General features: G+C 45.8%; 18 protein-coding genes. 14 read left to right on the forward strand and 4 right to left on the reverse strand.

Annotated features, from left to right (window positions below; all coding sequences use genetic code 11):
* The first annotated feature begins 399 nt into the window (after positions 1-399).
* From AC50YO_RS11475 to AC50YO_RS11515, 9 genes are all read left to right on the forward strand, one after another.
* Positions 400-714 carry a thioredoxin family protein gene (locus tag AC50YO_RS11475; protein WP_494846985.1) on the forward strand — a complete coding sequence of 105 codons (315 nt, stop codon included), beginning with the start codon at positions 400-402 and terminating at the stop codon, positions 712-714.
* A gap of 150 nt (positions 715-864) precedes the next feature.
* Positions 865-1095 carry a helix-turn-helix domain-containing protein gene (locus AC50YO_RS11480; protein WP_494846986.1) on the forward strand — a complete coding sequence of 77 codons (231 nt, stop codon included), beginning with the start codon at positions 865-867 and terminating at the stop codon, positions 1093-1095.
* 138 nt (positions 1096-1233) lie between these two features.
* Positions 1234-2733, forward strand: coding sequence for an IMP dehydrogenase (locus tag AC50YO_RS11485; RefSeq protein WP_494846987.1), 1500 nt, complete (start codon positions 1234-1236; stop codon positions 2731-2733).
* A 213-nt stretch (positions 2734-2946) separates the two neighbouring features.
* On the forward strand, positions 2947-4734 hold the full coding sequence (locus AC50YO_RS11490; RefSeq protein WP_494846988.1) for a sensor histidine kinase: 1788 nt from the start codon (positions 2947-2949) through the stop codon (positions 4732-4734).
* Entirely contained in the window at positions 4727-6325 is a 1599-nt protein-coding gene (locus AC50YO_RS11495; protein ID WP_494846989.1) for a response regulator, read from the forward strand. Before AC50YO_RS11490 ends, AC50YO_RS11495 begins: the two co-directional genes overlap by 8 nt.
* Positions 6326-6417: 92 nt before the next feature.
* Positions 6418-7737, forward strand: coding sequence for an ABC transporter substrate-binding protein (locus AC50YO_RS11500; protein WP_494846990.1), 1320 nt, complete (start codon positions 6418-6420; stop codon positions 7735-7737).
* A 67-nt stretch (positions 7738-7804) separates the two neighbouring features.
* Complete coding sequence (locus tag AC50YO_RS11505; RefSeq protein WP_494846991.1) at positions 7805-8686, forward strand: carbohydrate ABC transporter permease; 882 nt, start codon at positions 7805-7807, stop codon at positions 8684-8686.
* Between the two features lie 14 nt (positions 8687-8700).
* A complete protein-coding gene (locus tag AC50YO_RS11510) occupies positions 8701-9534 on the forward strand; it encodes a carbohydrate ABC transporter permease (RefSeq protein ID WP_494846992.1) in 834 nt (277 codons plus the stop codon).
* Positions 9535-9573: 39 nt separating this feature from the next.
* Positions 9574-10392: an MBL fold metallo-hydrolase gene (locus tag AC50YO_RS11515; RefSeq protein WP_494846993.1), complete on the forward strand. Its 819-nt coding sequence runs from the start codon at positions 9574-9576 to the stop codon at positions 10390-10392.
* Positions 10393-10433: 41 nt separating this feature from the next.
* Here the strand turns inward: AC50YO_RS11515 and AC50YO_RS11520 are convergent, their stop codons facing one another.
* From AC50YO_RS11520 to hflX, 3 genes are all read right to left on the reverse strand, one after another.
* On the reverse strand, positions 10434-10724 hold the full coding sequence (locus AC50YO_RS11520) for a hypothetical protein (protein WP_494846994.1): 291 nt from the start codon (positions 10722-10724) through the stop codon (positions 10434-10436).
* A gap of 225 nt (positions 10725-10949) precedes the next feature.
* The gene (locus tag AC50YO_RS11525; protein ID WP_494846995.1) at positions 10950-11756 is read right to left on the reverse strand and encodes a phosphotransferase; all 807 of its coding nucleotides are present in this window, start codon (positions 11754-11756) and stop codon (positions 10950-10952) included.
* Between the two features lie 28 nt (positions 11757-11784).
* Entirely contained in the window at positions 11785-13050 is a 1266-nt protein-coding gene (gene hflX, locus AC50YO_RS11530) for a GTPase HflX (protein ID WP_494846996.1), read from the reverse strand.
* Between the two features lie 748 nt (positions 13051-13798).
* Between hflX and AC50YO_RS11535 the strand changes: the two genes are divergently transcribed.
* The 4 genes from AC50YO_RS11535 to AC50YO_RS11550 all read left to right on the forward strand — a co-directional run bounded on the left by AC50YO_RS11535 (position 13799) and on the right by AC50YO_RS11550 (position 19167).
* Positions 13799-13981 (forward strand): hypothetical protein, encoded by a 183-nt coding sequence (locus AC50YO_RS11535; protein ID WP_494846997.1) that lies wholly within the window; start codon positions 13799-13801, stop codon positions 13979-13981.
* Positions 13982-14116: 135 nt separating this feature from the next.
* Entirely contained in the window at positions 14117-16120 is a 2004-nt protein-coding gene (locus AC50YO_RS11540; RefSeq protein ID WP_494846998.1) for a methyl-accepting chemotaxis protein, read from the forward strand.
* Positions 16121-16148: 28 nt separating this feature from the next.
* Positions 16149-16904: an HAD family hydrolase gene (locus tag AC50YO_RS11545; RefSeq protein ID WP_494846999.1), complete on the forward strand. Its 756-nt coding sequence runs from the start codon at positions 16149-16151 to the stop codon at positions 16902-16904.
* Between the two features lie 247 nt (positions 16905-17151).
* Positions 17152-19167, forward strand: coding sequence for a serine hydrolase domain-containing protein (locus tag AC50YO_RS11550; protein ID WP_494847000.1), 2016 nt, complete (start codon positions 17152-17154; stop codon positions 19165-19167).
* 259 nt (positions 19168-19426) lie between these two features.
* On the opposite strand, the gene AC50YO_RS11555 is transcribed toward AC50YO_RS11550, so the two are convergent.
* Entirely contained in the window at positions 19427-20416 is a 990-nt protein-coding gene (locus tag AC50YO_RS11555; protein ID WP_494847001.1) for a hypothetical protein, read from the reverse strand.
* A gap of 507 nt (positions 20417-20923) precedes the next feature.
* Here AC50YO_RS11555 and AC50YO_RS11560 point away from each other — a divergent pair.
* Positions 20924-21310 (forward strand): hypothetical protein, encoded by a 387-nt coding sequence (locus AC50YO_RS11560; RefSeq protein WP_494847002.1) that lies wholly within the window; start codon positions 20924-20926, stop codon positions 21308-21310.
* Positions 21311-21368 lie beyond the last annotated feature (58 nt).

Below are 21368 nucleotides of genomic sequence, written 5' to 3' on the forward strand. Positions count from 1 at the left end.
CATTTCATCATATTGCTGGCGGCTATTTCCCATGTCACACCTCGACCTTTTAGTTAATTCTATTTTAAAGGTTTTTCCTTATGGTGTGTCCACTATTTAGTTTAATCTCAGGTATTCTCCACTAATGAGCTTAGGGTCACTATCTCCACTTTTTCACTCGATAGGTGCTCGAACAGAGAACTACGATTCACTAAATTGCGTAATATCTTCCTTCCGCAACAGGATCACACAACATCTTCCTTCTGCAACAGTGGCAATGATTCACAACCTGCCTTCATTTTACCTAGCCGATTCTGGTCGTTATGCGTTATTATCGTGATAATGATAAAGGACAACCCACAGAACTTATTTGTATGACAATAAGCTTAATTAAGTGAAGAAAGGAACGGTAATTAGTTTATGGCAATTCAAGAGATCCATGAGGATGATTGGCTGCGGCTGGCTCGGATCGGGAATGGCAGGGATGCCATCCTGTTCTCTTCCCCGTTATGCGGCACTTGTAAAGTAGCTGAGCGAATGCTGGAGATTGTAGACGCAGCGGAGGTGCCTGTTACGTTGTACAAGCTAAATATTAATTATTCTGCTAAGCTGCGAGAAGCTTGGAAAATTTCCAGTGTTCCTTGCCTGGTACTGCTCAAGAATGGTGAACCGATCCAATTCGAATACGCAATGCGATCTGTCGATCATCTCTATACATTAATGAAGAGCCTATAATCATGTCCATGCACTTGAATTCCAAGCGAAAAACGCTGAATTTATATTCTCTAGGATAGAAATCGGCTGCGGTCAATTATTTTCAACCTTTTCGTGGTATAATAGAAATATCCATGATAAGATTATTGGTTGAGAAAAGGAGACGGGACTGTGGCTGTCGTATTTGAAGATTGGAATCAGAAAGTGAAGAAGACTTTTAATGCTACAAGTAAGCAAGAGGTTCTGACGGTTACCGAGGCAGGAGAATTACTGGGCCTTTCCAAGGATGAGATGAAGGTGTACGTTGCGAAGCATAATCTAACCAAAGTACCGATTAATAGAAGTGTCCACCGATACCTTTTGTTAAAAAGTGAAATAGATGAGATTGTATCTAAAAGTTAACGCTTGATGATTGATTACTACTGTGAGAAGGGGCACCTGGCGAGGTGCTCTTTTTGATTATTGTTCTACCTAGTTGACACTGCGGCATAGCCGATGGTATTATTTTAAAAATTTACATTGACGAGGGGTTGGAATAGAGTGGCTCATTATTATACAGAACCATCACGTACGTTCTCCGAATTTTTATTGATACCGAATCTGACCACAAAAGACAATACACCTGCGAACGTTGGATTAGTAACGCCAATAACCAAATTTAATAAGGGCGAAGAGCCTGCTATTTCACTAAATATACCGTTCTCATCAGCGGTCATGCAATCCGTATCCGATCATAATCTGGCGATTGCATTGGCGCGATGCGGCGGTATTTCGTTTATTTATGGCTCGCAATCTGTAGAGGATCAAGCAGCGATGGTACGCAAGGTGAAGGAATACAAAGCCGGCTTCGTTATCAGCAGATCCAATTTGACACCCGATCATACGTTGAAGGATGTCGTTGAGCTCAAAGAAAATACAGGGCACTCCACCGTAGCGATTACAGCAGACGGAACACCGAACGGCAAGCTGCTCGGTGTTGTGACAAGCAGAGATTACCGAATGAGCCGGGATTCCCTTGATAAGCGAATCAGCGAATTCATGACGCCGTTCTCCTCGCTCATCTATGGCGATACGACGTTGACTTTGCCTGCAGCCAATGATCTGATCTGGGAGCATAAGCTTAATGTATTGCCGATCGTGGATGAGCAGCAGAATCTGCAATATTTGGTTTTCCGCAAGGATTATGATGCCCATAAAGAATATCCGTTAGCGCTTCTTGATAAGAATAAGAGCTATATTGTTGGAGCAGGTATCAACACCAAGGATTACAAAGAAAGAGTACAAGCCTTGGTTGAAGCTGGCGTTGATATTGTTGTTATTGATGCTTCGGATGGTTATACCGAGTGGCAGCGCGAGACGATTGAATATGTCAAAGCCAATTTTGACGTGAAGATCGGTGCCGGCAATGTCGTGGATCGTGAAGGCTTCCTCTATCTTGTCGAAGCGGGTGCAGATTTCGTTAAAGTGGGAATCGGCGGCGGATCTATCTGTATTACACGGGAGCAAAAAGGGATTGGGCGCGGACAAGCCTCTGCCCTGATCGAAGTGGCAGAAGCGAGAGAGCAATATTACAAAGAGACAGGCATCTATGTACCGCTCTGCTCCGATGGAGGAATCGTTCACGATTATCACATCACGCTGGCACTTGCGATGGGTGCAGACTTTGTCATGATGGGCCGCTACTTTGCTCGATTCGATGAGAGTCCAACCAAGAAGCTCAAGGTTGGCAATAACTTTGTCAAAGAGTTCTGGGGTGAAGGCTCTAATCGGGCGCGCAACTGGCAGCGTTATGATACGGGCGGCAAGCAAGGGCTTGTATTCGAGGAAGGCGTTGATTCTTACGTTCCCTATGCAGGCAGCATGAGAGAGAATTTGGACAAAACGATCAGCAAGATCAAGTCCACGATGTCCAACTGCGGCGTGATGTCGATCGAAGAATTGCAGCGCGATGCAAGAATTACATTGGTATCGGCAACCAGCCTTGTTGAAGGCGGCGCGCATGATGTCATTATGAAGGAAAGCACGTTGTCTGGAGAATAAGAGATAATAATAATTGACGAGCCGATTGCACATGCAATCGGCTCGAAGTTTTTTCAGGGGAATGGTTCATACTAACTATTAGCAGAGCTGTATAGATGGAATCCGCAGGTATTGTGTAGTCGGGCTTAGCTATTTATAATGGCACCTATAGCACGGTTACAGGCTATATGATTCCAGGGCAACGGAGAGGATGCAGAAGTGAGTACAGGAATTATGAATTGGTTCAGACGGCAGCGTATTCAATCCAAGATCATTATTATTTATTTTCCACTAGTGTTTATTCCACTAGTATTGCTAGGTTTTTTCTCTTATACGATTAATACCGAAGCCGTTATCAAAAAAACGAAAAAAAATATGATCGACGAGTCTTTATTGATTACGACACGGATTGATACGATACTGACCAATGCCGAGAGCTTCGCCAACATTGCGATGCTTGATTTGAATAAGGAGATTAAGCTTAAGACGGCAGAGCGAGCCGAGCTTTGGTCCAATGAGACGAATGATGATTATGTGCTGCGCAACCAGATTGAGACTAAGCTCGATATTGCCCAGCTTATCTTCCCTGAGGTGGAATCTGCTGTATTCATTGACCGGGCGCATCATGCATATTCGACAGATGCCCAGCTGCTGAGCGGCAGCGCACTTGAGGCCCTCTCCAGCTCGATGTTCCAAGAAGTAGAGAAAAGCAATGGCATTCATGTGTGGTTCCCGATGCAGCGCAGAAATTTCTGGGTGATGGACTCGAATAAAGCCATACTTACGATAGGCAAAAAAATATTGGATACCGAGACGATGGATACACTCGGGTATCTGTTCGTGAATATTGAGGAGAAAACGCTTTCAAAAGTATATGATCCAGTCGGTCCTGTCCAATCGAACGGGTACTACATTGTAGATAATCGTGGAGTGGTCATCTCCTCCTCTGATGAAGGTCGGATTCTACAGTCTATCGAGCCTGAGCAGCAGCAAGAGATTTATGAGCAGCAGACGGTGCTGGAGGATACGAGAACGGTGAACGGAGAGAAGATGCTGTTAACAGCGATGGCATTCAATCATTCAGACTGGAAGCTCGTCAATGAAATTTCTCTGAAGGACTTAACGAAGGAAACAAGGCAAGTCGCCAATCTCATACTGATCGTCGGCGGCATCTGCTTGCTGCTGGCGCTAATTGGCGCCATTATTTTATCGCAATCCATTGCAGCGCCGATCATTTTCTTGGCTAAGCATATGAATCGCATACGGGATGAGAACATTGATCGTCCTGTCCAAATGAAGAGCCAAGATGAGATCGGCATTCTTGGAGCGGGGCTGAACATCATGCTTGGGAGGGTCAATGATCTGCTCGTCAAGGTGAAGGAGGAGCAGCAATCCAAGCGAGAGTATGAGCTTGCCCTTATTCAGGAGCAGATAAAGCCCCACTTCTTCTACAATACGCTTGATCTGATCTATGTCTTGTGCAAATCAGGCGAGAGCGAGGAAGCGGGCAAAGCGACCAAGGCGCTTGCTGATTATTATCGAGTAGGACTCAGTAATGGCAAAGAGATTATTTCCATCCGGGAAGAAATCCGCCATGTACAGAATTATCTCTATATCCAAAGTGCCCGTTATTCAGATCTATTCGACTTCCAGATTCAAGTTCCGAACGAGCTGCTTAATTATATGATTCCTAAGCTGACCCTACAGCCCTTGATCGAGAACGCGATCTATCATGGTTTGAAAGAGAAGGGCAGCTTCGGTCATATTACAATTGAAGGCTATAAGCAAGGAGATAGAATCTTTATAAAGGTCAGTGATGATGGCGTTGGACTATCGGCAGAGCAATTAACGGAGCTGCGCAGCCGGAAGGAACGTGAGTCCTTCGGCCTTAGAAGCGTAGAGGAAAGAATAAAGCTATATTTTGGGGAAAGATATGGTATCGCAATTCATAGTGTTCAGGGAGAAGGTACAGAAATAACGGTTGAAATGCCTATGCGGAATGGGGACATGCATCATGTATAAAGTCATATTTGCCGATGATGAAGCGGTATTTCGAAAATATTTGAGACAGGTTATAGATTGGGAGGAGAATGGCTGCCAAGTATGCGGGGAAGCAAAAAATGGCATAGAGGCGCTTGAACTGATTGAGAAGGTGCGTCCGGATATCGCTTTTGTTGATATTAATATGCCTTATATGAACGGTATGGACCTTGCGGCTCAGGTGAAGGAACGTTATCCGCTGACCTCTGTGCTGCTGGTGACAGGGCATAGTGAATTCGAATATGCAAGGCAAGCCGTTAAGATCGGTGTAGAGGATTATATTCTGAAGCCCTTTGATGAAGAGGAGCTGCTAATGGCGCTTGCCAAAGTGAAAGGGACGAGAGAGAAGGCGAGAATGGAGCAGGATCAGAAGCAGAAGGAACGCTTCGTATGGAAGGAAAGCTTCCTGAATCTGCTCATCAGCAATGAATATAGCGAGGATAATGAGACGATTCAAGAGCAGATGAAGCTGCTCCAGCTGCAAGAGAGCAATCTATTTTTTCAGGTTATAGCAATAGAGATTGATGGCCTTCATGAGCGCTGGCCGCTGACAAGCGATATTCGGCTGTACAAATATATTATTGCCAATCTGTTGAATGATTTGATTAAGCTTGAGGGGCAGCAATATACCTTCAATGGGCCGGAGAATCGCGTTATTCTCCTGCTGCAATTCGACCATGAGAGCGGTGAGGAGCAATTTGATACGGGAAGCCTTGTGAAGCTCTGTGCACTGATTAAGCGTCACTTCGGATTCACGGTAACCGTTGGGGTAGGCTCAGCAGGCTATGGGATTTCTTCTATTCGCCAGTCTTATATGGAATCTATTATTGCCTTGCGCAACAAGATAACGATGAACTTAACCGATGTTCTGTATTATGAAGATATGAAATCTAGGTCCAGCAACGTGGGCTTCTATCCTAGCGAAATCAATGAGAACCTGCTTATCCAATTAAGGCTGCAAGATGAGGAAGGGATCATTAACAATTTGCAGGATATTCGCGATTATATCGTAACCAATCAGCTCTCCAGCGATTATATTCAGACGATTATGGCAGGGCTTGTATCGCTATGCCTTACTTATATTTATGAGATGGGAAGAAGGGTGGATGAGATTCTGCCGAGCGAGTTCTCCCCGTCTAGTGAAATGTGGAGCCAATCCTCATTGGAGGCGGCCTTTGAATGGATAACGGAGTTGTATGTGAAGGTAGCACGTCATTCCAAGAGCGCGAAGCATTCCAAATCAAATAAAACGCTGCTTGCTGCAAGGGAATATATTGATGAGCACTATGCGAACAGCCAGCTTAAGGTCGAGGATGTATCGAGGCATCTCTATATTCAGCCGCGTTATTTGTTGAAGGTATTCAAGCAGGAGCTTGGAATGAGTGTTATTGACTATATCGTAGAGACAAGAATGCAAAGGGCGAAGGAGCTTCTCGTATCGGGGCAGAATCTTCGCCTGACGGATATTGCAGAGATGGTTGGCTACAGTGATGCCAGCCATTTCAGCAAGAGCTTCAAGAAATATACCGGGCTGTCTCCAAGTGAATATGAGGTTTCAAGGTCCAAGAAATAAGCCGAAATATACAAATGTGTTCCGAATTATCCCTTACTGGCAAGCCCGCCAAACCTTACAATAATATCAAATCCAATAAGGGGGATTAATGAATGAAACAGAAAATGATGAGGAAGCCGGCATTATTGCTGATTGCGCTTATGCTAGTTGTGACAGCGCTTACTGCATGTGGTTCGAATAAGGATAGCGATCCAGGCAATACAGGAAATGCAGGCGGAACGCCAGAAAATGTGAAGCTCAGCTTCTATGCGCAGTATAGCGGCGAGGAGAAGGCCGTCTATGATGCAGCTAGGGATGCAATGAAAGAAATTATGCCTGAAGTAAGCGTTGAATTCGAGGTTGCCGCTCAGGACGATGAGCAGAAAATCAAAACCTATGCAGCTGCGGGCAGCTTGCCGGATATTTTCTTCGCTTCCAGCGGATTGATCGAGACACTCAAAAATTCCGACAATCTGATGGTATTGGATGATGTGATCAAAGAAAACAATATCGAGGCTCTGCTCAATGAAACCTCGAAGCCGATGCTATGGAACAAGGATGGACATTCCTATTCCGTTCCTAACGTAGGACAATGGGCTGCGGCGATGTATTACAACAAGGCCTTGTTCGAAGAGCATGGCGTGAAGGTTCCTACGAACTATGACGAATATATGGATGCTGTAAAAGCTTTTGCAGCCAAAGATATTATTCCTCTGGCCCTGTTCGCCAAAGAGAAATGGCCTGGCGTTCTGCTGCTGGATATGGCGATTGTAGGGTCTGAGCCTACTGGCCTGAAAAAGCTGGATGCAGGTGAAGGCAATTTCTCTGATGAAGCTTATGCACAAGGGGTGCGCAAGCTGGCTGATCTTGCGGCAGCAGGCCTGCTGTCCAAAAATGCATTTAATACGACAGCTGACGATGCGAATGCGCAATTCACTTCCGGCAAAGCGGCTATGTTCTTGAATGGCGCATGGTCCATGGGCAATGTGGAGAGCAAGATGGGCGATAAGCTGGGCATTCTGTACACGCCATTGTCTGATGCAGCCAATGTGGAAGAAGTGAAGTGGAATGTGAGCGGCGGTGGATTCAATCAAGGCTTTGCCGTATCGAAAAATTCCAAGCACAAAGAAATTGCAGCGAAATATGCCGCTTTGTTCTCCCTGGAGTTCGCGAAGCAGCGTGTTATCCAGATTGGTGATCCTAACTCGATCTTAATAGAAGAAATTGCGCCAGCAAAAGGCTTTACCGCCATTCAAAAGCAATATGCGCAGGATGCAGCTAACTTCAAGACGATGACTGCTTTTGCTTGGGGCTATGAGAACGCGAAATTCAAAACAGCAATCGAAGATAATGCGCAAAAATTACTTGCAGGGCAAGAAGCGGACAAGTTCATCGCAGAAACGAACAAAGCACTTGAGCAAGCTCGCAAATAATAAAGACACACAACAACAGGTTGTCCTTGGTCTTTGAGAGGGCAACCTGTTTAATCGAGGAGGACATATGACTTCAAAACAGAAATACAAACTGGCCGTACTCGTATTTACTGTTCCGACCTTGCTGTTTTTCACCGTCATGGTCGTCTACCCGATAATACAGACGTTTCAGAAGAGCTTCTTTGATTGGAATGGCTTGAATACACCTGCATTTGTCGGAATGGATAATTATATGCGTTTGTTGGAAGATGATGATTTTTGGGTATCGTTGAAAAATGGCCTTATCTTTGCTTTTGTCCTGGTTGTCTACCAGATTGGGCTCGGAACGGTTCTAGCGATTGCGATGAGCTCCAAAACGCTGAGAGGGCGCAAATTTTTCAAAACAACTTATTTCATTCCTGTCGTATTGTCTGGTGTTGTCGTGTCGCAATTATGGATTGCCATCTACAACACGGACGGCGGCTTAATTAACAGCTTGATGGCACAGCTGGGCTTCGGCTATCAGCAGGCTTGGCTGAGCGGGGAGCACACCTCAATCTGGGCAATTGCCTTCACGAATGCTTGGCAGAACATGGGTGTTCACTTAGTACTTATTTATGCAGCAATCAAATCCATTCCCGAGCATCTCTATGAGGCTGCGAAGATTGATGGCGCGTCCTTCTGGCGTACGCATGTGGGAATTACGATTCCGCTATTGGGCGAGACTTATAAATTCTGTCTGATCATTGCGATCACAGGCGGCTTGAATGCGTTCCAGAACATGTTCGTTATGACGAACGGCGGTCCTGGCAACATCTCGTACACGTTCACCTTCATGATGTACAAGGCAGCTTTCCGGTCCGGGGAATACGGTTACGGCTCTGCAGCTGCAGCTATTTTGGTTATCCAATGCTTGTTGATCACCATCCTCATTAACAAATTGGTGGCACGGGAAAAAATCAGTTATTAGATGGGGAGGATCCTATGTTATTGCGAGTATCAAAGAGGGCGCTGACCTACATTCCGTTGTTGTTCTACGTAGTGATCAGCCTTTATCCTTTAGTGTGGCTGTTGTTCTACTCTTTCAAAAATAATGAAGAAATATTCTCCACCAATGTATTCGGCATACCGGAGCAATGGCGAATAGAGAATTATAAAAATGCCTTTGAAGCGTTCGATTTGATTCTTTACTTCAAGAACAGCTTCATCGTATCTATCGGAACAGTGGTCATTACCGTGTTTCTTGCACTCATGTTTTCCTATGCTACCGCTCGGATGAAATGGAAGCTGGCCAATATCAGCCGAATCTATATGACAGCCGGGATGTTCATTCCGATGCAGATTATTCTGATTCCGCTATTGATTCTTAGCCGTGATCTGCATTTGCAGAACAGCTATTTGGCGGTCATCGTCCCTTATGTCGCGTTTCAGCTATCCTTTGCTTCGATTATATTCTATGCCTTCTTCCGGTCTTTGCCCTTTGAAATCGAAGAATCAGCGTCTATTGACGGCGCTAACGTATACACGACCTTCTTCAAGATTATGCTGCCGCTTGTGAAGCCGGCAATTGCTTCGGTCAGCATTTTCGTATTCCTGTTCGCATGGAATGAATTTCTAGTGGCGCTAGTTATGATCAGCGATAATTCACTCAAAACGCTGCCGCTTGGATTATTGTATTTCCAAACGCAGTTTAGCTCTGATTGGGGAGCTATGGGGGCGGTCATGGTTCTATCGACCTTGCCGACCATTGCTGTGTATCTATTGTTCTCGGAGCAGGTAGAGAATGCGTTAACTGTAAGCTCTGCAGTCAAAGGCTAGGAGGATGGACTATAGTAGCGAAAAGGGGATCGATGAGGAATGAAGGTTCACTTCTTGGGAACGGCTGCTTTTGAAGGGGTTCCCGCCTTATTTTGCCGCTGTGAAGGCTGCAGAAGGGCGAAAGAACAGGGCGGCAAAAATATTAGAACTCGTACTTCAGTGATGGTAGACAATGAGCTGAAGATTGATTTTCCGCCAGATACGTTTATGCATATGCTTCGCGATCAATTGGATCTGGATCAAGTGAAGGACCTGGTCTTCACCCATTCGCATTCGGATCATCTCTATCCAGAAGATATGGCAGCTAGATTGCCGGGCTATTCACAATCGGGAGATCATTCGATTCATGTCTATGGACATGATCTGGTGTTATCCAAATGCCTGCAAGTCATGAACTTTAACGGGGGTACGAGGGAGAGATTCAAGTGGCATCTCGCGAGGCCTTATGAACGTGTGGAGATGCAGACAGCAGTGATCGTTCCCCTTTATGCCAGCCATGATCCGTTGGAGACTTGCCTGCTCTATTATATCGAGAAGAACGGCAGGACCATTCTCTACGGGCATGACACAGGCTCGTTCCCCGAGGCGACCTGGGAATGGCTGAAGGACAAGAAGCTTGATCTGGTTATTCTGGAATGCACGATGGGACATCACAGCTATCGGTTAACGCATATGAACATTGAGGCTGTTCTGGAGACTAAGGAGCGGCTTGAGCAATACGGTATGCTGAAGCAAGACAGCCAGATCGTCGTGTCCCACTTTTCCCATAATGAGCAGATGCTGCATGAGGATTTGGAGGCTGTTTTTGAGCCCCACCAGATTATAACGGCTTACGATGGAATGATCTTGGAGATTTAGAGGAAAGACGATAGAGGACAGAGGAATCTGATGAACAGGCATCATTTGCACAATCTTGTTGTGCGATAGATGCCTGCTTTTTGTATAGAATAGACTCTGCCGTTGCTTTGCTCCGCGCGTTTCTGCTTCCTGAGCGCTGCAGTTGGCTCGTATGAGGTGTTTACCTTATTGTGTGAAGCGCTTTTCGTAGTTATCGTCATTCTAAAGGCAAAATCTAGGGTTAGCGCAGCTAAGGTAATTACTCGTGCAACGAGCTGCCTCACTACTGATCCTAGCTTCACTATCCTCCTGCATCGCTTGCTATTGCCATCAAATAGCGTAATTATGCTCATTAATGTCTACATCAAATTCCTTCTTCAACGTCAGCCGGTGCTCTGTTGATCTGTTAACCGGAATATCCTCATGACTGGGTCTGCCTATCCCAAAAAGGGGCTATCCCAAAAGTCATAAAAGACTTAGGGATAGCCCCTTCTTCGAAAAAAGAAATCGTTTCTTGGTGAATGGTAGTGTGTCCTACTATCAACAAAATTGTTGGCCTAATAATGGCTCAGAGCACATTAACCTGGACATACAGTCCAATCTTCAAAATGCAAAATCAAAAACTTAATTTCCTGCTCATAATGTGATAAGTGGCCTTCTTCAACCATTGTCACAAAGGCTTCCTCTCCATTAGCCGCACCTTGGGAAAGGCCTGCACACATAGCTTCTAGGCGCTCAATAATCCATTGCTTGAGATTATCCGGGGCTTCCATGCCATACTGTTCGAAAAACAGTGCAATCCGGCGGCGCCGATTACCAGCATGTAGATCGGGATTGTAGGGCACTATTGCCGCCTTGGATTCAGCCGGCTCGAAGCTGGCAAGCGGAACGGTAGTGTACAGGGTATACGCAATATCCCAAATACGCGGGCCGGGACTTGCTGTGTCAAAATCGATGAGCGCTGTTGGGTGCTGGTCTCTAAAGACGACATTATACGGCGCTGCATCATTATGGCATACGACTTCATGTACGGCTGGATCTGGATAGGCGTTTTTTGGAATTGCTTGTGAAGTAAACCCTCTTGTTGCATCGTGAAAGTTCCTCTGTAATTTCGCTATTGCTATTAGCGAGGCATCCGACCACATGTAAGGTGCTATATTCGGATAATCATTGCCAGGAACCTCGCCGGGGATAAAAGTAAGCATTTCGCGCCCGTGTTCATCCATCCCAAGAAAACGCGGAGCGCTGCTGAACCTGCTTTTCTCCAAATGGAGCAATAGCTCATTTACATACGGGTTGTTGCTAGCACTTCGACGTACAGTATCGCCAACTCGTACAACCTTGTTAACATTCCCGCCCGGCAGCACTTCTTCTATTTCGCTCATCATATATCCCCTCAGATCAGATCGGTAATTACAGCACAGTGAACTCATTCCGATACTTTTCAAAGTCGGCCTTGCGGCATTCCAGCTTCATCCGCGTACCTTCTTCCTCATAGGTGGTGGAGTGGACATTTCCATGCTCGTTGAAAAAAGCGACTAGACGTCCTTGGCTGAACGGAATTACGATTTCGCATTCTATATAGTCATTGTAGATCCGTTCACGGATCAGCTTGATCAAATCATCCAGACCGCTTTTCTCTTTTACGGACAGGTAAAGGTTATCCTCGATGATTTGCGGATAAGGATGCTCCGTCAGATCACATTTGTTATAGGCAAAAATCGTCGGGATATCTGTTGCCCCAAGCGCTCGCAGCGTATCATTCGTCACTTGAATGAGCTTCTCGTAATCTTCATGAGAGTAGTCGACAACATGCACCAGCAGATCCGCTTCGGTTACTTCCTCCAGCGTCGAGCGGAAGGCTTTCACCAGATGATGGGGAAGCTGGCTGACGAAGCCGACCGTATCGGTCAGCAAGAAGGATTTGTTGTCAGGCAGATCGATGCTTCTAACGGAGGTCTCCAGTGTTGCGAACAGCATATCTTTTACGAATACTTGCTTGGTGGCTTGTGGATTAAAGTGCTCCATCAGGGCATTCATCAGGCTTGACTTGCCTGTATTGGTATAGCCTACGAGACAGACGACAGGCACTTCATTCTTATGGCGCTGCTTGCGCTGAATCTGGCGTCTGGCTACGAGCTTCTCGAGCTCCGATTGCAGAATCGTAATTCTTTCTTCAATTCTTCTGCGGTCCAGCTCGAGCTTGGTTTCACCAGCGCCTCTATTCTTAAGGCCGGCTCCCCCGCCTTGTCTTCCTAAAGAAGCGCGCAGACCCACTAGACGCGGCAGCATATATTGCAGACGAGCAACCTCAACCTGCAGCTGTGCTTCTCTTGTTTGTGCCCGTTCGGCAAAAATATCAAGAATAAGAATGGTGCGATCAATAACAGTCCGCTCCAAAGCAGCTTCCAGATTGCGAATCTGGGAATGGGACAGCTCATCATTAAAAATAACAACATGAACGTCATGTGCTTCGAGCAGAGCGAGCAGCTCCTGTATCTTGCCTGTACCCATATAGTGGGTAGGATTCACGCGGGTTGCTTTTTGACTAAGCTCATCGACAACTTCAATGTTACAGGCAGCAGCCAAGTTGCGAAGCTCTTGCATGGAGTAGGCGAAGTCAGTCTGATTCTGCAGCTCTACACCTACGATAATAGCTCTTTGATTCGTTTGTTCCATATAATTTATCATCCTCCAGAAGGGTATTAGAAAAACAAAAAAAACACAGGCTGCTCTGCCTGTGTTCACAGTTAAGGTGAGAGGAAATCAAGGGTCCTTCATAACCCATGAATGAGCCTACCGTCCGAGTAAGGCTACGGCAAGCGTTCATCTGGCTATGATTCGTTCCGTTTGTAAGGTTGGGAATACGACAAAAGAAGCGATCCGCGATCGTCTCTTCGTACTCTTCTATTGGGTTACCTTCAAAATGGACAGACCAATCCTGAGTCCTCTGCACACAGGCAGAGCTTCGGCGCTATTCAATTAGCTGCGCAAAGACCTAACTCGGATAAAGTCTATCACACGTAACCCTCCGTTCTTAATAAAGTAGCTCCAGTGTAGCACAATAATTGGTCATGGGGCAAATCAGCATTGTAATTATTGTATATTGCAGGCAATCATTATGCTCCGGCTGTGGATAAGCAGCATTCACATACGGCAGCTAGTTGAGGATGGGTGCCTACCTTAATCTTATACGTTAGCTTGTAGAAATATGTCAGTTTATATTTTAGTGGAGGCCAGCTGGAGCTCACTAATGGTAAAGGGAGCATAGGGGAGGATAAATCCGAATGGCAGGTGCTGGTAAGTTCTCCTCCAAGCTGAGTCCTGATTATCGCAGCCACAGCGCTTGCGTGCTGTTTTTCACTCGCTGCATACTTCGGTATACTTAATGTATGCAGTTAACAAATACAGATGGAGATGATGAAGCTTGTCTTACACGAATATGTTAGGCCGCCGGAATGAAATCTTGAAGCGTAATATCGGGAACTATATTTTGAAGGATAATAGGGATGGATTGAGTGTACAAGAGAGTCATTTCTATCAGCATTTAATTAAAGAATGGCATCAAAATGAGATGGAATTAATGTCCGCCAAAAAAAGGCGCGGATAAAAAAATATTATATTCTATTATAGGAAACCACAACCGCATGAGGTTGTGGTTTTTTCGTGCCTCTTCATTTTAACTAAACTAAATACAGCAACTCACCGATATTATGGATAGGATATGAAAATTTTCCTTTACACCATGAGAGAAGAGGCAGATGAGATGAAAGAAAGAATGAGGAGAATACTGGGGAATAATTTCAAGACCAAGCTGATAGCGACTTTTATTGGCATATTAGTCATTCCTTCTTTGGTTGTAGGCGTACTCGCTTATCAGCAAGCAAAGAAAGAGATCGGCGATCAAATGATCAACAGCGCTAAAGAAAATATACAGTTGATCAACTCCATTGTAACGAGTACGATTGATCCGAAGATTAAGGATACCGCGTTTTTTGCCAAGAACACGAATGCAAGCATGTATCAGGAAAAGGATAGTCCAGCTGTTCGCGCAAGCTTCGAGTTGTATTTGGGAATGAACTCTGATGTATCGAGCCTAAGTCTCGGCACCGAAGCAGGACTTTATGTGCGTTCGCCAAAAGAAGAAGCAAAGCCAGGCTTTGACCCAAGAGAAAGAGCGTGGTATAAAGATGCAATGGCTAACAAAGGCCAAGCTATCGTAACCGATCCATACATATCAGCCGTTACAGGGGAGACCATCATTACTGTATCTCAAGCTGTTGAAGACGGCTCCGGCGTTGTCGCAGTGACGATGGGGTTAGAGGAGATCAGCAAATTATCCGGTGCAGTTAATATTGGTGAGCAAGGCTATTTGTTAATACTCGATAAGAGCAAAAATTTTGTCGTCCATCCTGCTCAGAAGGCAGGAACGCCTGCAGATGACCCGGTCTTCGATAGCTTGTATGAAGCGGATAGCAAGCAGTTCAAGGTAGGCCCGGAGAATGACAGAAAAGAGCTGTACTATACGACCAATGAGCGCGTCGGATGGAAAATTCTTGGCGTGATGGATGAGGGAGAGATAGAGCAACTCGCAAGGCCGATCTATATAAACACATTCGTAACTATTCTCATCTGTTCAATTCTGGGCGGATTGGTCATTTTCTATATTCTCAGATCAATTATTAGGCCTATTACGATATTAAGAGGGAAGGCCGTACGAATTAGCGAGGGCGTTCTAACGGAGAAGATAGAAATCAGCTCCAATGATGAGATCGGTGATTTGGGTCATGCCTTTCAGGAGATGCAGCATAATCTGCGTACCTTAATAAAAGATGTGGAAGCAAGATCGGAACAGGTTGCTGCCTCTTCACTGCTGTTGACAGCGAGTGCTGAGCAGACGGGCTTGGCGACTGAGCAGGTTGCCACTGCCGTTCAGGAAGTAGCTATTAGCGCTGAGAAGCAGACCAGCGGCACGAATCATACTTCGGAATCCATGTATGAGATTTCGTTAGGGGTTGTTCGGATTGTGGACAGTATTACGGAGTTATCCGATCTCTCCACACAATCGACTGTTCAAGCAGAGGAAGGCGGAGAGGCCGTCGGACAAGTGATGAAGCAGATGAGCTCGATTCACGAGTCAGTAGGCCAATCTGGACGTATGATTCGATCTCTATATGATCGCTCCAAGGAGATAAGCTCCATCTCGGAGGCGATCAGCGGGATTTCCAAGCAGACTAATCTTCTTGCCCTTAATGCAGCAATTGAAGCAGCGCGAGCAGGCGAGCATGGCAAAGGCTTCGCAGTAGTAGCGGATGAGGTACGTAAGCTGGCAGAGCAATCGCGAATATCCGCACAGCAAATATCTGACTTAATTATAGAGATTCAACGTGAGACCAGAGAATCTGTTCTTACGACGGAGACGGTTACGAAGGATGTTGCAGAAGGGCTGCAGCTATCTAATGACGCGATTCAAAAGTTCGAGCAGATTATAGTAGGCATGAGACAAACGACCCCTCATATCAATGAAGTGTCCAGTATTGCACAGCAAATCTCGGCAGGCATACAGGAAGTAACGGCAGTTGCTAGTGAGCTTGCTATGCTTGCCAAAGGCAATGCAGCAACCTCTGAGGAAGTAGCAGCCTCAGCAGAGGAGCAATTGGCCTCCATGGAAGAAATCTCAGCTTCTGCCCAATCCTTATCGGAGCTGTCCAAGGACTTGAGAGTATTAATTAATAAGTTTACTTACTAGGGTAGGCAAGCGAAAAGGTGGTTTCACATTGCGTAAGGACCATGAGGTCAAAGGCATATTTTTCGATGTAGATGATACGTTATATGATCATTTGCTTCCATTTCGTCAAGCAGTTGAGGCTGTAATAGAGACCGAAGATCTCTTCCCTTGGTCAGCGGCTTATCACCGTATGCGTTATTATAGTGATAAGCTTACGCTCGAAGGGGGCGGTATGGCAGCTATGCAAGCCGGCGAAGCTACCGAGCAGATGCGCAGAAGAAGGTTCCAGCTGGCGCTCGCTGAATTCCATATTGAATTGAGTGAAGAGCAATCTGCAGCAATGCAGGCCGCCTATATAGCATGCCAATACAACGTGGTGATGTTCGAGGGGGCGCGTGAATTGCTGGAGCAGCTAGCGGAAGCAGGGTATGTCGTTGGCCTTATTACCAATGGTGCAGAGGAGCATCAAAGGAAAAAAATCCAGGCTATGGAGCTGGATAGCCTAATTCCTCTGGCAAGGCAATTTGTGTCGGGTCACTTAGGCTGGGATAAGCCGGATAAGCGGATTTTTGAATATGTTAATCAGCAGACAGGGACACAGCCCTCTCACAGTATCTATATTGGCGACTCCTGGCGCAATGATGTGATCGGAGCGGTTGAGGCGGGATGGACCGTTATTTGGTTCAATCATCGCGGATCTTCTCCAGAATCGGAGCATATTCCGCATTACACGGCTGATCATTACACTCAGATAAGCCGGATATTGCATGCTTGCTGTTCGATGAGAACAGGCAGTGTGGACTAGAATTAAATCATAAAAGAAAGAGGCGATCCCTTACTTTATATGGGGTAGCCTCTTTTTTTTGCGATTGGATGAGTACGGCAGCCATGAATGAGGATGCAGTTGGTTAATCCTAATTTTGTAATTTCGACTAAGGTCTAGGTGTAATCCCGACTGGGGGCGGTATATCGCTATATCGAATAGAGATATGATAGCTATGAAATTAAGGAATGAACTAACAATGGAGCAGAGCTTGAAAGGAGAGAACATAATGTTGTTCAACACGCAACGAAAACGCAAGTCTTGGACATTCGCAGTAGTGGCGGCAATGCTTGCCGTAGCTCTTCTCCCCGCGCCGACAGCGCAGGCAGATACCGCCGTGAAGGGTCCGCGGGATGCGGCAGAGGTCGAAGCCTTCGCAAACGAGTTCTTCAATCGGCCTGAAATTAAGACTAAGCTCGCAGGCGCAGCCTTTGCCGTAGTCGCCAATGATAAGGTGCTGCTGAACAAGGGCTATGGCTATGCCAATCTGGCAAATAAGACACCAGTGGACCCTGATAAGACGCTTTTTCGCGTAGCTTCCGTATCCAAGGTATTCACGGCCACGGCAGTTATGCAATTGGTTGAAGAGGGCAAGCTTGGGCTGGATGAGAATGTGGAGAAGTACATGGGAGGGTTGTCTATCCCTAATAAGACAGATCACCCCTTGACGATGAAGGATCTATTAACGCATACTTCAGGATTTGATTTCACCGACAGCCTAAGTAACCCCCTGATGCCCGCAAAAGAGGATTATCCGTTGCAGCAATTCATACAGGATAACATGCCGACGATTGTTCGCAAGCCTGGCGAAGCCTATCGATATGATAATTATGCCTCTTCTCTGCAAGGCTATATCGTTCAGCAGGTAACAGGCAAACCGTTCGAGCAAGTAATAGACGAGCGTATCTTCCACCCTTTGGGCATGGATAATAGTGATTTTCGAATGACGGATCATGTGCTTGCTAATCTGGCTACAGGCTATGATTGGAATAATCAACCGCGTGAGCCTTACCTGAATACGCCGACGATTGCCCCGGAAGGCGGAATGTTCGCTACTAGTCAAGATATTGCTGCCTTCATGCTTGCCCATTTGAACGGTGGGAAGCTGGGCGATAAGCGTATACTGAGGGAGGATACGATTAAAGAAATGCATAAGGCGCATGCAGGTATCCACCCGGAGCTGCCGAATATGGCTTACGGCTTCGAAATGTTCTATCAGAACCATTTCAACGGACAGACGGTTATTGGAAAAGCCGGCGATTTGGAAGGATATCATTCCTGGATGTGGCTGCTTCCGGAGCATAAGGTTGGCGGCTTCATTGTGACCAATAGCGATGCGGTCGGTGTGAGGGAAGAAATTTTTCAAGCCTTTATGGATCATTATTATCCCGAGAATACCCCTGCCAAGCGTCCAGATCTGTTTGCGACACAGGCTGAGCTAGCACGCTTCCAAGGGTCCTATGGTTATTTGCGTGTACCGCTCCTTCATTTTGATGTAGTGGCGAAGGACGGATATCTTTTAGTTAGCGGTCCGAATGGTGAACAAAAGCTGCGGCAGGTAGGCTCGCTTCTGTTCGAGGATGAGAGCGGTATGCTGGGAGCCTTCAAAGAGGATAGCCAAGGCCGAATTACTTATTTCTCTTATTATTTATCGGATGCATGGGCGGAGAAGATTGCTGTCCGAGCGGACTATACCGATGTTCCAAGAACGGACCCTTATGCAGAAGCCATCTATACGCTGCAAAAGCTTGGCGGGACATTGGATGAGGAGTCATCCTTAAGCTTTGAGCCGAATAAGGCGATTAGCAGAGCGGAATTTGCTGCTCAGCTCGTTCGACTGGCAGGGGTACATCCGTCCAAAAAGCCATCAAAGTTCGTCGATACGAAAAACCATCCTTATGAAGCAGAGATTCAAACGCTCATAGAGATTGGTGTCTTACTCGGCAGCTCGGATGAAAAATTCGAGCCAGATCGCGCCATCAAACGTCAGGAAGCAGCCGTTATGATGTGGCGGTTCTCCAGCCTGCTTGGTGCACCTTCCATATCGGCACAATTAAGTGGAGATACGGCACCTTGGGCGAATGAGGCCGTACAATTCATTGTAGGAGCAGGGTTATATGGTCCGGATGCGATACAGGAGGGGAATGGAGCTGTGAACTATCGTTCAGGCGATGCCTTGCTGCGCAAGGAATCCGCAGTGCTCTTGACCAAATATGCTCAGATGCTCATTAGCATGTCCAGCTAACCTGTCTTTCATATAGGAAAAGAAGGGCTCTGTCGGAGCCCTTCTTTTCAGTGAATATAAATGGCAAAACAGGATCTTGTAAGCGATCACATCATGTTTTACAGGATGATTGAATACGCTTTCTTAACGGCTATCCATTAAACAATGCTATTAAAGAATAAGAGCCCGGCCCAAGATGAGATGAGGGCATTGAACATGACTTTCTATGAGCACGAATAGGCTCGGCTTTTCTAAGTTGGGGGAAATGACGAGAGAGGGATTACATGAAAAAGTCATTTCCCGGCTGTCCAAACCAAATGTAGATGGCCATTAAGCTGAATAATAGCACACAAAAATTAATAACGACGAATAAAGAACGAAGCCATGGGGAGCGATGGAACTCAAATAACGTTTTGGCTCTTGTATTGCCTTCAATGATAAACATAATGAGTAGGGTATGGACGATTAGATGTCCAACAATCTCGGTAAACCCGAACACTGTGGTGGTAGATAAGAATACACCCGTCAACAGGACAGCTGTGAACCGATTCATAATGCCGGCAATGAATGCCCAAGCAAGCCCCAGTTCAATGAAAGCGCTAATAAGAACAAAGTCCTCAACAGTGAATCCAAGGGTTGGCAAGCCATATTCATGCATCAGGGAACAAGCAAGCTTAGCTAGCGTCATTTTTTCCATAGCAAGCCAGGCCAGAGATAATCCAGTACTGATATAGAGTACAGACGTTGCGGTATAGCTCCATTTGGTGTCCGCAACGAGCAGATAATAAATAATGCCGACATAGAACATATAGTCGAGTGCATGGAACAAGCCGTAGCTGGCGAGCATATTTGCATACAATAGGACAAGGATGGATCCGCTTACAAAAAGCGTTTTCTTATGGAATAATCCTAATATGGCAATCGCAAGTGCCGCATAGACCCACCATTGATCGGAGACCAAGGTTGGCGCGAGATAGCTTCCTGTGAATAGCTGCATAGTCAGTCCCAGCCCTAGGCCGATTCGCAAAATAAGCAGCGTATGCGGTTTCAATCGATTCAAGAGGTCATGAACCTTCTTCACAATTTGGAGACGCTCAACCCAATGGTTGGATAAGGATAGCACAAGCAGAACGACTAACGTAAAGCACATCCAGAACAGAAAAGCTGGAGTTAGAACCTTGGCCATGGGAAGTGGTGTCCACTGATAATCGTGCGTGAACCATTTTACATGCAGATACGTACTGCTCCGCATAGGGAGCTCCTGATACATAAATAGACTCCTCCTTTTGTTAAGTAATCTAAGTTAATGTGTTCTGCGTCACCTCCCTAATTGATATAATCTTCATCTAAAATTTATATTCCAGTTAATAGTAACATATTTCAGTTCAAAATTTATCATCCACTTTGTCTATTTAAGTCGATTTTCAACTTATTTTAGCAAATTTAATAATTTGAGATGCTATTTGCAATATTATTCATCAATATTCGACAAAATCACCGATATCACGGTGTAGAAAAAAGGCGCTTAACTTATCGCAGAGCAAAATCTGCTAAAGTAATTAATGAGGTAAAATGATGATTATGACTTCGAATAGGGGTATACCTTGTATAAGAGAGCATAAAAAGATATGGACGCTGATGTCGTTTTAGTGAAACAGAACGAAGCCAAAGAACGTCTAATCTCACAACGGTTAATAGTTGGTGCTCTCTTTCTTTTCCTATTACACCCAGAAATTGAAGGATAAACATAGTGATTATACGGGGGAGGCATTCGCCTATGAAGGGTATACCTGAGGCAAGAAGCAAGCAGTGGTGGACAGTAGGAGTCATAACGTTTCTGCTTCTTACATTGAGTTTATGGTTTATTCGGTTCATTATGCTAGAGCAGACCTTCACAGGAACCTACGCTTTTCGATTCATGCTGCTTGCTGTGGGGATAGCGGCGGTGTTCAATACAGCAGGTTGGCTCGGTGCGAGGAGGCTGTGGCTGTGCTCTACTGTGGGCTTGGCGGTCGGACTTGTTCTGATGGCGGTCTCTTCTCGTTCCTCTACCGGGTGGGAGGATCTGGCCAGTCTCTTGGTCTTTATTCAAGCGGTGTTTCTGGGCATTGTCGTCGGCATTCTGGCAGAAGGCGTATTTTATCTGCTTAGAAGAAGGAAGTAGGCATTCGTTCGAGTCTGTTCAATAAGTGAGCGTTGCATAAAAAAAGAGGCGGCCCTCG

Source organism: Paenibacillus sp. J22P59, from assembly GCF_059383895.1.